Source organism: Helicobacter pylori (assembly GCF_006440215.1).
Taxonomy (GTDB): Bacteria; Campylobacterota; Campylobacteria; order Campylobacterales; family Helicobacteraceae; genus Helicobacter; species Helicobacter pylori_CS.
In genome coordinates this window covers 245624-258871 of record NZ_VEZH01000001.1, presented here as the reverse complement: position 1 = coordinate 258871, position 13248 = coordinate 245624, and the positions used below count along the sequence as shown (strand labels likewise).

The window sequence follows — 13248 nt, the reverse complement described above, 5'->3', positions numbered from 1 at the left end:
CGCTAATATAAAAGGCTCTTTTTAAAAGGGGTATTCATCGCAAAATATCCCCCTATTACCTTAAAAGAATCATTTTAGTGTGAAACCGCCCCTTTCTAAAGCAAGGAGCTTCCTAACTAAAGCATTCCATTGAATACTAACACGAAAGGCTTTGTTCTTTAAAGCCTGCATGGGCATTTTCTAGCCTAAAAAGAGGTGTTTTGTCATCTTTTAGCTTGGATAGAGCCTGACGGCTATGTGCGAACATTTTGCACCCTAAAGGACAGAGTTTTTCGCGCTAGTGGGATAAAAATATTCATTAAAGTTTTGGTTATCACTCTTTGATATTGGGGGGGTTAATCTCAATTCCCCATATCGCCCATATCGCCCATGTCTCCCATATCGCCACCCATATCGTCGTTCATATCCCCCATATCGCCCATGTCATCGTTCATATCGTTCGCGTTATTCATGTCATCGCCCATGTCGTTGCCGTTGCTCATGTCGTCATTAGTGTTACCCATATCATCGTTGCCGTTGTTCATGTTGCTCATATCATCAGTGTTACCGGTATCAGTGTTACCGGTATCAGTGTTACCGGTATCTGTGTTACCGGTATCTGTGTTATTCATATCACCGGTATTGTTCATGCCGCCAGCATCTTTATCGTCAGTGGGGGTGCCAGTGGTGCTGGCATCGTTTGTGGCGTTAGTGTCGGTGTGAGTATCGTCAGTGTGAGTATCATCGGTGTTAGTGGCACTATTAGGGTTTATGAGTGCGTTACTCCCTTGATCCTTGCTGTCATTTGCATGGGTGTTGGCCATGTTGCTAATAGGCGTTTGTTGCACAGGCTGTTGCATGGGGTTATTGATCGCATCATTCAAATCATCTCTATCGTCGCCATCAATTTTCAAACTCCCGTCTAAATAATTCCCCACCACATCGCTGCTATGGCTTAATTGTTGCACGCTGTCTAGGGCTTTATCCACTTGAGCTTGTTGCTCGCTTGAAAGCCCTTTTTGATCTTTTAAGTCATTGTCTAGCTGGTTTAAATTATTGTCTAATTTGTCCCTCACTTCCATAGCTTTATTGACAACTGAATCAATCTTATTAGGACTCGCCCCGTCTTGCTTCATTTCTTTGATTTGCCCCACTAAATGGTTAAGCTCTTTGGCTTGAGAAGTTATCGCATCCACGCTTTTAGTGGGCATGGCTTTAGTGTGGAAAAGCGAATTGTCTTTGAGCATGCGGCTGTTGTCTAAATTGACTAAAGCGCTATTCAAGCGGTTGGTTTGAATGCCTTTGCTGAATTTGGGATCACGATAAAAGCTCATAAGATTAGCCTGCTGTAAGGATTTATCGTCCTTATCGTCTCTGTCATCATCAGTAGGCGTATCAAGTTGATTAACAGAAGCGTCATGGTCTAAAATCTCTTCTTGATCGATCGCATACATATAATTTTCTAACATCAAGTAATCTTGAACTTGCATCATGAAGAACATGTTAGGGTAGAATCCATACATGCCATCATAAAAGTCGTAAAAATCATACATGCCCATGCCATACATTCCATACATGCCCATTCCATACATGCCGTAATAAGGGCTATAGTAAGAGTTGTAATAGTTATTGCTCCTGTAATAAGGGCTTTGAGCCTTTTCATTCTCTTGTTGTTTTTTAAGATACGACCCTACCACGCTCAAATCAGCGAGCATTTTCTGAGCCGTTTTTTGATCTTTTAAAGAAATGCCTAAGGGGATATAAATACCGGTGCGGTAACTATAAAAAGAATCCCTAGCGATAATTTTAAGGCAATATTTCAAATTCTTTTGCAATTTTAGGGCTTGCCTTAAATGCGCATGCGCTCTTAAATTCCCCAATATACCAGAGTTAAAACGCATTTTTTCCACTAGCGCGCTGAATTTTTTCGCATCGCCATTAGCCGCATTGATATAGTTTAAAGCCGTAGCCCCCCACTCTTCAGTGCTGCTTGTATAACCCCCAAAATTCACTATTTTTGGCGTCAATTCCCCTTTTAATTGCGAATCTTTTAAATCAAACAACGCCCTATTCACGCTAATAGCGTTCAAACTGAGTGTCATCATTAAAAGTATTTTTATAGTTTTCATTGATAACCTTAAAAAATATCTCTTGCGAGCATTATAGACTATTTTTAGAAATCAAAATGACTTTTGAAAACAACCAAAGTAAAAAATAAAACCTAAAAAACAAAAGGTTCTGTTTTAAGCGCTTCTTTAGTTTTTAAAAAACCCTCTTTCTCAAACAAAAACCTAACCCCCCCCCAACACCACAAAACAAATACCACAAAAAAAGAAAAAAGAAACCAACAGAGGGAAAACCCTCTATTGGAAAGAAGAGAAAGGCTTAGAAGTTGATCATGTAGTTAAAATAGATAGAGAAATTCCTTTTATAGAACACATCTACTGATCCATCTACGCCCCTTTCCTTATAGAATTGGTTGGTGAATAAAGGCAATTTAAAGCCCACTTCAATCCCGCTGTGTTTAGAAAAATTGCTCCTAAATCCAAATTCAACAGGCATTTGGAAGTAGCTTGTGTTCATGCTCGCTGAACAGCCGGCGGTGTTGTTGCAGATTTGCATTTGAGATTTCAAGTAGCTCTCTCCTTGAACGATAAACGAATCCCCTCCTAACCCAAAGCCCACGAACAACCCTGCTGTGTTATAGCCCTCTTTACTTTCATAGAAGTTATAGAGCGCATCAAAACCCACGCCATAAGTGAAGTTATTCACTTGAGACGCGCCCTCCATGATTCCAAGCTGGCTCCCCACAAAGCTTAAATTCGCATGGTTATAGCTGTAGTATCCATAAGACCTAAAGCCAAAGCGTTTGGTTTTGCCAAAGAACCACTTATACCCTGCCATTGCATCTACCCCATACATTTGCCCGTAATTATTGGTGTTAATCACGCTTGGCGTGTAGGTTGCTTGGGCTTGAGGGGCTGGAGCTGTTTGATTGCTGCCAAACATTGAAGTGTCTATCGGGGTGTTATTGTTAGCGCCTGGGGTGCGGGTGGTGTTTTGGTTTTCTAAATTAGAATATTGAAACCCTCCTCCTAAAAACGCGCCGCTTTTTTCTGCCATGGACACACTAAAGGCTAACGCCATACCTAAAAAAACCTTTTTCATTTAAAACTCCTTAATGTGAGAAATCCTAAGAATTTCTTTTTTTATTGCATTCTTTTATTGCATTCATGCTATGGCACAAAAATATAGGGAGCTATCAAAATTTGAGAGTTGTCCTTGAATACATTCGCTTCTACAGAATACAATTCGCTCTTACAAACATTGAGCTTTGGAGTTATATCACAAAAAAGTGAATTTTTTGTTAAGAATGGGTTAAATAAATCGTTTTATTTTTTAAAAATGTATTTATATATATAAAGAATTTAAAATTATATTTAACTAGATTTTATGGAAGCTCTTGCGCTGTTTTTGTGGGGCGAAAATTTAGAGCATGTTAGGGTTTTTGGTAGTAGCGGGTGGCTATCTTAAAAAAGGCTTGGGCGTTTTATCGCTTTTGTCGTATCGTGTAAAAATCTTATTCAAACTGGCTTTGGGCATGAGCGATTAAAGGGTTGATCACTTCATCTAAATTCCCTGAAAGCATGATTTCTTCTAAACTATACAGAGTTAAATTGATTCTATGTTCGCTCAAGCGGTTTTGCGGGTAATTATAGGTGCGGATTCTTTCACTCCTGTCCCCACTACCCACTTGCTCCTTTCGGTCTTTGGCGTTAGCGAGTTGCTGCTCTTCAATTTGTTTTTCATAAAGGCGTGCTTTTAGGATTTTTAGGGCTTTATCCTTGTTTTTATGCTGGGATTTTTCATCTTGCATGCTCACGCTGATATTGGTGGGGAGGTGCGTGATGCGCACCGCAGAGTCTGTAGTATTGACGCATTGCCCCCCATGCCCGCCAGCGCGAAACACTTCAATCTTTAAATCGCTAGGGTTGATAGAAACTTCCACATCATCCACTTCAGGCATGATCGCTACTGTGATAGCGGAAGTGTGGATTCGCCCTTGAGATTCTGTCTCGGGGACTCTTTGGACTCGATGCGTGCCTGCTTCAAATTTGAGCCTTGAATACACGCCCTTGCCCTTAATCAAAGCGATGATTTCTTTATAGCCCCCTACGCTGTTTTCGCTAGAGCTCACTATCTCTACTTTCCATTTTTTCAAATCCGCATAACGGCAATACGCTTTAAACAAATCCCCTACAAAAATGCCCGCTTCATCGCCCCCTGTGCCGGCCCTTAACTCTAAATAGATGTTTTTATCGTCATTAGGGTCTTTGGGGATAAGGAGTTGCTTAATGGCAGTTTCTAGCTCGCTTTTTTGGATTTCTAAAATTTTTAACTCTTCTTTAGCCAGTTCGCTCAATTCCTTGTCTTCTAAAAGCTCTTTATTTTCTTTGATATTTTCTAAAACGCTCAAATACTCTTTACTCGCTATGGAGATTTCTTCAATGGAGCTTTGCTCTTTGCTCAATTCGGTAAGTTTTTTAATATCGCTAATTACTTCAGTGCTAGAAAGCAACGCTGTGAGTTCGTCGTATCGTTTGAGAATGGAAGAAAGCTTTTCAGCTAGAATGGACATGCAAGACTACCTACCTATAAAAAGATGTAACTAAAAGACGCAACAATCTAAAAAACGCAAAAACTTAAAAAGAAGCCCAATAATAAAAACCCGTTATTGAGCTTAAAGAAGTCAAAAACGCCCCAAAACTAAGCGAGAGCGATTTTTTTCACTGAAGCGTTAAGCCTTGAGACTTTCCTAGAAGCGGTGTTTTTCTTTAAAATCCCCTTGCTGACAAATTTATGCAACTCTTTATTAGCGATTTTCAAACGCTCTTGAGCTTTTGCTACATCATTGATAGCGACCGCTTCACGCACGGCCTTAATGATATTTTTAACTTTGGTTTTATAGAACCTGTTGCGTTCGGTTCTTTTAATGGTCTGTCTGATTCGCTTTTCTGCGGACTTATGATTTGCCATAGCCTTGTTTTAATCCCTTTGTAATATAAAATTTGGCATAATTCTATCTAAAAATTGATTAAAAATAGTTTAAAAGGTATTTTATAACGATGAAAATTTTTGGGACTGATGGCGTGAGGGGTAAAGCAGGGGTGAAACTCACCCCCATGTTTGTGATGCGTTTGGGCGTTGCTGCCGGATTGTATTTTAAAAAACATTCTAAAACGAATAAAATTTTAATTGGTAAAGACACTAGAAAAAGCGGCTATATGGTAGAAAACGCTTTAGTGAGCGCTCTCACTTCCATAGGCTATAATGTGATTCAAATAGGGCCTATGCCCACCCCTGCGATTGCGTTTTTGACCGAAGACATGCGCTGTGATGCGGGCATTATGATAAGCGCGAGCCACAACCCTTTTGAAGATAATGGTATTAAGTTTTTCAATTCTTATGGTTATAAGCTTAAAGAAGAAGAAGAAAGAGCGATTGAAGAAATCTTTCATGATGAAGGATTGCTGCATTCCAGTTATAAAGTGGGCGAGAGCATCGGTAGCGCTAAAAGGATAGACGATGTCATAGGGCGCTATATCGTGCATTTAAAACACTCTTTCCCCAAACATTTGAATTTGCAGAGTTTAAGGATCGTGCTAGATACGGCTAATGGCGCAGCTTATAAGGTGGCTCCGGTCGTTTTTAGCGAGCTTGGGGCTGATGTTTTAGTGATTAATGATGAGCCTAATGGGTGTAATATTAATGAGCAATGCGGGGCTTTACACCCCAACCAGTTGAGCCAGGAAGTGAAAAAATACCGCGCGGATCTGGGCTTTGCTTTTGATGGCGATGCCGATAGGCTAGTGGTGGTGGATAATTTAGGGAATATCGTGCATGGGGACAAGCTTTTAGGGGTGTTAGGGGTTTATCAAAAGTCTAAAAACGCCCTTTCTTCTCAAGCGGTTGTCGCCACGAGTATGAGCAATTTAGCCCTTAAAGAATACTTAAAATCCCAAAATTTAGAATTGAAGCATTGCGCGATTGGGGATAAGTTTGTGAGCGAATGCATGCGATTGAATAAAGCCAATTTTGGAGGCGAGCAAAGCGGGCATATCATTTTTAGCGATTACGCTAAAACAGGCGATGGTTTGGTGTGCGCTTTGCAAGTGAGCGCGCTTGTGTTAGAAAGCAAGCAAGTCAGCTCTGTTGCGTTAAACCCCTTTGAATTATACCCCCAAAACCTAGTGAATTTGAATGTCCAACAAAAGCCTCCTTTAGAAAGCCTGAAAGGTTATAGCGCTCTTTTAAAAGAATTAGACAAGCTAGAAATCCGCCATTTGATCCGTTATAGCGGCACTGAAAACAAATTACGAATCCTTTTAGAAGCTAAAGATGAAAAACTTTTAGAATCCAAAATGCAAGAATTAAAAGAGTTTTTTGAAGGGCATTTGTGCTAAAAACCACCCAAAAAAGCCTATTGATTTTTATGGGGGTTTTTTTTCTTGTTTTTGGCGTGGATCAAGCGATTAAATACGCTATTTTGGAGGGGTTTCGCTATGAAAGTTTGATGATAGATATTGTTTTAGTGTTCAATAAAGGCGTGGCGTTTTCCTTGCTCAGTTTTTTAGAGGGGGGTTTGAAATACTTGCAAATCCTTTTGATTTTAGGGCTTTTTATCTTTTTAATGCGCCAAAAGGAGCTTTTTAAAAACCATGCGATAGAGTTTGGCATGGTGTTTGGCGCTGGGGTTTCTAATGTTTTAGACCGGTTTGTGCATGGGGGTGTGGTGGATTATGTGTATTATCATTATGGCTTTGATTTTGCCATTTTTAATTTCGCTGATGTCATGATAGATGTGGGCGTGGGCGTTTTATTGTTGAAACAATTCTTTTTTAAGCAAAAACAAAACAAAATTAAGGCATAATCACTCTTTTTAAAATAAAAGGTCGCGTAGCTCAGTTGGTAGAGCACTACCTTGACATGGTAGTGGCCGCTGGTTCAAGTCCAGTCGTGGCCACCATTATCACTCACTCCAATCCTAATTCTCATTTTTTTGCGAGTTTTTGATTTTATCAAGTGATTCTAAAGGGTATTAAACGCGCTTCTAATAACGCCTTGATAGTGCTTCAAAAGTATAACACTAATTTATTTTAAATAATAATTAGTTAATGAACGCTTCTGTTAATCATAGTAAATCAAAACATTGCTACAATTACTCCAACCTTGATTTCGTTATGTCTTCAAGGAAAAACACTTTAAGAATAGGAGAATGAGATGAAACTCACCCCAAAAGAGTTAGACAAGTTGATGCTCCACTACGCTGGAGAATTAGCTAAAAAACGCAAAGAAAAAGGCATTAAGCTTAACTATGTAGAAGCGGTAGCTTTGATTAGTGCCCATATTATGGAAGAAGCGAGAGCTGGTAAAAAGACTGCGGCTGAATTGATGCAAGAAGGGCGCACTCTTTTAAAACCTGATGATGTGATGGATGGCGTGGCAAGCATGATCCATGAAGTGGGTATTGAAGCGATGTTTCCTGATGGGACCAAACTCGTAACCGTGCATACCCCTATTGAGGCCAATGGTAAATTAGTTCCTGGTGAGTTGTTCTTAAAAAATGAAGACATCACTATCAACGAAGGCAAAAAAGCCGTTAGCGTGAAAGTTAAAAATGTTGGCGACAGACCGGTTCAAATCGGCTCACACTTCCATTTCTTTGAAGTGAACAGATGCTTAGACTTTGACAGAGAAAAAACTTTCGGTAAACGCTTAGACATTGCGAGCGGGACAGCGGTAAGGTTTGAACCTGGCGAAGAAAAATCCGTAGAATTGATTGACATTGGCGGTAACAGAAGAATCTTTGGGTTTAACGCGTTGGTTGATAGGCAAGCAGACAACGAAAGCAAAAAAATTGCTTTACACAGAGCTAAAGAGCGTGGTTTTCATGGCGCTAAAAGCGATGACCACTATGTAAAAACAATTAAGGAGTAAGAAATGAAAAAGATTAGCAGAAAAGAATATGTTTCTATGTATGGCCCTACTACAGGCGATAAAGTGAGATTGGGCGATACAGACTTGATCGCTGAAGTAGAACATGACTACACCATTTATGGCGAAGAGCTTAAATTCGGTGGCGGTAAAACCCTAAGAGAAGGCATGAGCCAATCCAACAACCCCAGCAAAGAAGAACTAGATTTAATCATCACTAACGCTTTGATCGTGGATTACACCGGTATTTATAAAGCGGATATTGGTATTAAAGACGGCAAAATCGCAGGCATTGGTAAAGGCGGTAACAAAGACATGCAAGATGGCGTTAAAAACAATCTCAGCGTGGGTCCTGCTACTGAAGCCTTAGCCGGTGAAGGTTTGATCGTAACTGCTGGTGGGATTGACACACACATCCACTTCATTTCACCCCAACAAATTCCTACAGCTTTTGCAAGCGGTGTAACAACCATGATTGGTGGCGGAACTGGTCCTGCTGATGGCACTAATGCGACTACTATCACTCCAGGCAGAAGAAACTTAAAATGGATGCTCAGAGCGGCTGAAGAATATTCTATGAACTTAGGTTTCTTAGCTAAAGGTAACACTTCTAACGATGCGAGCTTAGCCGATCAAATTGAAGCCGGTGCGATTGGCTTTAAAATCCACGAGGACTGGGGCACCACTCCTTCTGCAATCAATCATGCACTAGATGTTGCGGACAAATACGATGTGCAAGTCGCTATCCACACAGACACTTTGAATGAAGCTGGTTGTGTAGAAGACACTATGGCAGCTATTGCTGGGCGTACTATGCACACTTTCCACACTGAAGGTGCTGGCGGCGGACACGCTCCTGATATTATTAAAGTAGCCGGTGAACACAACATCCTGCCCGCTTCCACTAACCCCACTATCCCTTTCACTGTGAATACAGAAGCCGAACACATGGACATGCTTATGGTGTGCCACCACTTGGATAAAAGCATTAAAGAAGATGTTCAGTTCGCTGATTCAAGGATCCGCCCTCAAACCATTGCGGCTGAAGACACTTTGCATGACATGGGGATTTTCTCAATCACTAGTTCTGACTCTCAAGCTATGGGTCGTGTGGGTGAAGTTATCACCAGAACTTGGCAAACAGCTGACAAAAACAAAAAAGAATTTGGCCGCTTGAAAGAAGAAAAAGGCGATAACGACAACTTCAGGATCAAACGCTACTTGTCTAAATACACTATTAACCCAGCGATCGCTCATGGGATTAGCGAGTATGTAGGTTCTGTAGAAGTGGGCAAAGTGGCTGACTTGGTGTTGTGGAGTCCAGCATTCTTTGGCGTGAAACCCAACATGATCATCAAAGGCGGATTCATTGCGTTAAGCCAAATGGGCGATGCGAACGCTTCTATCCCTACCCCACAACCAGTTTATTACAGAGAAATGTTCGCTCATCATGGTAAGGCTAAATACGATGCAAACATCACTTTTGTGTCTCAAGCGGCTTATGACAAAGGCATTAAAGAAGAATTAGGGCTTGAAAGACAAGTGTTGCCGGTAAAAAATTGCAGAAACATCACTAAAAAAGACATGCAATTCAACGACACTACCGCTCACATTGAAGTCAATCCTGAAACTTACCATGTGTTCGTGGATGGCAAAGAAGTAACTTCTAAACCAGCCAATAAAGTGAGCTTGGCACAACTCTTTAGCATTTTCTAGGATTTTTTAATTTTCTAAGGTTTTAGGAGTGCGTTCCTCCTTAAATCTTAGGTTGTAGGCTCTCTAACTTTTTTATTAAAAGTTAAGAGCTTATTTTTTTGTTTTATTTTTTGTCAATTTACTATTTTTCTTTATGATTAGCTCAAGCAACAAAAGTTATTCGTAAGGTGCGTTTGTTGTAAAAATTTTTGTTTGGAAGGAAAAGGCAATGCTAGGACTTGTATTGTTATATGTTGGGATTGTTTTAATCAGCAATGGGATTTGCGGGTTAACCAAAGTCGATCCTAAAAGCACTGCGGTGATGAACTTTTTTGTGGGCGGACTTTCCATTGTTTGTAATGTGGTGGTCATCACTTATTCCGCGCTCCACCCTACAGCCCCTGTAGAAGGTGCCGAAGATATTGCTCAAGTATCGCACCATTTGACTAGTTTCTATGGGCCAGCGACTGGGTTATTGTTTGGTTTTACCTACTTGTATGCGGCTATCAACCACACTTTTGGTTTGGATTGGAGGCCGTATTCTTGGTATAGCTTATTCGTAGCGATCAACACGGTTCCTGCTGCGATTTTATCCCACTATAGCGATATGCTTGATGACCACAAAGTGTTAGGCATCACTGAAGGCGATTGGTGGGCGATCATATGGTTGGCTTGGGGTGTTTTGTGGCTTACCGCTTTCATTGAAAACATCTTGAAAATCCCTTTAGGGAAATTCACTCCGTGGCTTGCTATCATTGAGGGTATTTTAACCGCTTGGATCCCTGCTTGGTTGCTCTTTATCCAACACTGGGTGTGAGATGATCATAGAGCGTTTAGTTGGCAATCTAAGGGATTTAAACCCCTTGGATTTCAATGTGGATTATGTGGATTTAGAATGGTTTGAGACGAGGAAAAAAATCGCTCGCTTTAAAACCAGGCAAGGCAAAGACATAGCCATACGCCTTAAAGACGCTCCCAAGTTGGGTCTTTCTCAAGGGGACATTTTATTGAAAGAAGAGAAGGAAATTATCGCCGTTAATATCTTGGATTCTGAAGTCATTCACATCCAAGCCAAGAGCGTGGCAGAAGTAGCGAAAATATGCTACGAAATAGGAAACCGCCATGCGGCTTTATACTATGGCGAGTCTCAATTTGAATTTAAAACACCATTTGAAAAGCCCACACTAGCGTTACTAGAAAAGCTAGGGGTTCAAAATCGTGTTTTAAGTTCAAAACTGGATTCCAAAGATCGCTTAACCGTGAGCATGCCCCATAGTGAGCCTAATTTTAAGGTCTCACTGGCGAGCGATTTTAAAGTAGTCATGAAATAGAAAAATAACAAATGGATAAAGGAAAAAGCGTGAAAAGCACTGAAAAAAGCGTGGGTATGCACCCAAAAACTCCAAAGACAGACAACGATGCTCATGTGGATAATGAATTTCTGATCTTACAAGTCAATGATGCGGTGTTCCCCATTGGATCTTACACGCATTCTTTTGGGCTAGAAACTTACATCCAGCAAAAAAAGGTTACTCATAAAGAAAGCGCTTTAGAATATTTAAAAGCCAATCTCTCTAGCCAGTTCCTTTACACGGAAATGCTGAGTTTGAAATTAACCTATGAAAGCGCCCTCCAACAAGATTTAAAAAAGATCTTGGAGGTTGAAGAAGTTATTATGCTCTCCACAAGCCCCATGGAATTGCGATTAGCCAATCAAAAGCTAGGCAATCGCTTCATTAAAACCTTACAAGCCATGAACGAATTAGACATGGGCGCATTTTTCAACGCTTACGCTCAAAAAACCAAAGATCCAACCCATGCCACTAGCTATGGCGTTTTTGCGGCGAGTTTAGGGATTGAATTGAAAAAGGCTTTAAGGCATTATCTTTATGCGCAAACTTCTAACATGGTGATCAACTGCGTTAAAAGCGTCCCACTATCTCAAAACGACGGGCAAAAAATCTTATTGAGCTTGCAAAGTCCTTTTAACCAGCTCATAGAAAAAACCCTAGAACTAGACGAAAGCCACCTATGCGCAGCAAGCGTTCAAAACGACATTAAGGCGATGCAGCATGAGAGTTTATACTCGCGTCTCTATATGTCTTGAATTTTAATCTCAAATTGAAAGGAATTTTATGGTAAAAATTGGAGTTTGTGGTCCTGTAGGAAGCGGTAAAACCGCCTTGATTGAAGCTTTAACGCGCCACATGTCAAAGGATTATGACATGGCGGTTATCACTAATGATATTTACACTAAAGAAGACGCAGAGTTTATGTGTAAAAATTCGGTGATGCCACGAGAGAGGATTATTGGTGTAGAAACAGGAGGCTGTCCGCACACCGCCATTAGAGAAGACGCTTCTATGAATTTAGAAGCCGTAGAAGAAATGCATGGCCGTTTCCCTAATTTAGAATTGCTTTTGATTGAAAGCGGAGGCGATAACCTTTCAGCGACTTTCAACCCAGAGCTAGCGGACTTTACGATTTTTGTGATTGATGTGGCTGAGGGCGATAAAATCCCTAGGAAAGGCGGACCAGGAATCACGCGATCAGACTTGCTTGTCATCAATAAAATTGACTTAGCCCCCTATGTGGGAGCGGACTTGAAAGTCATGGAAAGGGATTCTAAAAAAATGCGCGGCGAAAAGCCCTTTATTTTTACGAATATCCGCGCTAAAGAAGGCCTAGATGATGTGATCGCTTGGATTAAGCGCAACGCTTTATTGGAAGATTGATGAACACTTACGCTCAAGAATCCAAGCTCAGGTTAAAAACCAAAATAGGGGCTGACGGGCGGTGCGTGATTGAAGACAATTTTTTCACGCCCCCCTTTAAGCTTATGGCACCTTTTTACCCTAAAGACGATTTAGCTGAAATCATGCTTTTAGCGGTAAGCCCTGGCTTAATGAAAGGCGATGCGCAAGACATGCAATTAAGCATCGGTCAAAATTGCAAGCTAAGGATCACTTCGCAATCCTTTGAAAAAATCCATAACACTGAAGACGGGTTTGCTAGCAGAGACATGCATATTGTTGTAGGGGAAAACGCCTTTTTAGACTTCGCGCCTTTCCCGTTAATCCCCTTTGAAAATGCGCATTTTAAGGGCAACACCACGATTTCTTTGCACTCTAGCTCTCAATTGCTTTATAGTGAAATCATTGTCGCCGGGCGAGTGGCACGCAATGAGTTGTTTAAATTCAACCGCTTGCACACCAAAATCTCTATCTTACAAGATGAGAAACCCATCTATTATGACAACACGATTTTAGATCCCAAAACCACCGACTTAAATAACATGTGCATGTTTGATGGCTATACGCATTATTTGAATTTGGTGCTTGTCAATTGCCCCATAGAACTCTCTAGTGTGCGAGAATGCATTGAAGAAAGCGAAGGGGTGGATGGAGCCGTGAGTGAAATCGCTAGTTCTCATTTATGCGTGAAAGCTTTAGCGAAAGGATCAGAACCCTTATTGCATTTAAGAGAAAAAATCGCTCGCCTCACCACGCAAACCATCACGCAAAAGGTTTAAAAGCGCTTCAAAAAGATTAAATTCTTTTAGTCTTTTTAACCCCCCTT

At 40.8% G+C, this 13248-nt stretch carries 13 protein-coding genes and 1 tRNA gene; 10 read left to right on the top strand and 4 right to left on the bottom strand.

Annotated features, from left to right (window positions below):
• Positions 1-341: 341 nt before the first annotated feature.
• The 4 genes from FIM44_RS01275 to rpsT all read right to left on the bottom strand — a co-directional run bounded on the left by FIM44_RS01275 (position 342) and on the right by rpsT (position 5016).
• Positions 342-2108, bottom strand: a complete 1767-nt coding sequence (locus FIM44_RS01275) for a dentin sialophosphopreproprotein (protein WP_140578677.1) — start codon at positions 2106-2108, stop codon at positions 342-344.
• Positions 2109-2364: 256 nt separating this feature from the next.
• Positions 2365-3147 carry an outer membrane protein gene (locus FIM44_RS01270; RefSeq protein WP_082221817.1) on the bottom strand — a complete coding sequence of 261 codons (783 nt, stop codon included), beginning with the start codon at positions 3145-3147 and terminating at the stop codon, positions 2365-2367.
• Positions 3148-3559: 412 nt separating this feature from the next.
• On the bottom strand, positions 3560-4618 hold the full coding sequence (gene prfA, locus FIM44_RS01260) for a peptide chain release factor 1 (protein ID WP_033762781.1): 1059 nt from the start codon (positions 4616-4618) through the stop codon (positions 3560-3562).
• A 128-nt stretch (positions 4619-4746) separates the two neighbouring features.
• A complete protein-coding gene (gene rpsT, locus FIM44_RS01255; RefSeq protein ID WP_001273627.1) occupies positions 4747-5016 on the bottom strand; it encodes a 30S ribosomal protein S20 in 270 nt (89 codons plus the stop codon).
• Between the two features lie 89 nt (positions 5017-5105).
• Between rpsT and glmM the strand changes: the two genes are divergently transcribed.
• The 10 genes from glmM to FIM44_RS01205 all read left to right on the top strand — a co-directional run bounded on the left by glmM (position 5106) and on the right by FIM44_RS01205 (position 13201).
• Entirely contained in the window at positions 5106-6443 is a 1338-nt protein-coding gene (gene glmM / locus FIM44_RS01250) for a phosphoglucosamine mutase (protein WP_140578676.1), read from the top strand.
• Positions 6437-6910, top strand: coding sequence for a signal peptidase II (gene lspA, locus FIM44_RS01245; protein ID WP_140578674.1), 474 nt, complete (start codon positions 6437-6439; stop codon positions 6908-6910). Before glmM ends, lspA begins: the two co-directional genes overlap by 7 nt.
• 20 nt (positions 6911-6930) lie before the next feature.
• Positions 6931-7006: transfer RNA gene (locus FIM44_RS01240), tRNA-Val, on the top strand.
• A gap of 254 nt (positions 7007-7260) precedes the next feature.
• Positions 7261-7977: an urease subunit alpha gene (gene ureA / locus FIM44_RS01235; RefSeq protein ID WP_000779222.1), complete on the top strand. Its 717-nt coding sequence runs from the start codon at positions 7261-7263 to the stop codon at positions 7975-7977.
• A 3-nt stretch (positions 7978-7980) separates the two neighbouring features.
• Positions 7981-9690 (top strand): urease subunit beta, encoded by a 1710-nt coding sequence (gene ureB / locus FIM44_RS01230; RefSeq protein ID WP_000724308.1) that lies wholly within the window; start codon positions 7981-7983, stop codon positions 9688-9690.
• Between the two features lie 208 nt (positions 9691-9898).
• On the top strand, positions 9899-10486 hold the full coding sequence (ureI, locus tag FIM44_RS01225) for an acid-activated urea channel protein UreI (protein WP_000901267.1): 588 nt from the start codon (positions 9899-9901) through the stop codon (positions 10484-10486).
• A 1-nt stretch (position 10487) separates the two neighbouring features.
• Positions 10488-11000 (top strand): urease accessory protein UreE, encoded by a 513-nt coding sequence (gene ureE / locus FIM44_RS01220; protein ID WP_140578672.1) that lies wholly within the window; start codon positions 10488-10490, stop codon positions 10998-11000.
• Between the two features lie 11 nt (positions 11001-11011).
• The gene (locus FIM44_RS01215) at positions 11012-11776 is read left to right on the top strand and encodes an urease accessory protein UreF (RefSeq protein ID WP_140578671.1); all 765 of its coding nucleotides are present in this window, start codon (positions 11012-11014) and stop codon (positions 11774-11776) included.
• Positions 11777-11804: 28 nt separating this feature from the next.
• Positions 11805-12404: an urease accessory protein UreG gene (gene ureG / locus FIM44_RS01210; protein WP_000238762.1), complete on the top strand. Its 600-nt coding sequence runs from the start codon at positions 11805-11807 to the stop codon at positions 12402-12404.
• Positions 12404-13201 carry an urease accessory protein UreD gene (locus FIM44_RS01205; RefSeq protein ID WP_140578669.1) on the top strand — a complete coding sequence of 266 codons (798 nt, stop codon included), beginning with the start codon at positions 12404-12406 and terminating at the stop codon, positions 13199-13201. The genes ureG and FIM44_RS01205 overlap by 1 nt, the downstream gene beginning before the upstream one ends.
• The last annotated feature ends 47 nt before the right edge of the window (positions 13202-13248 follow it).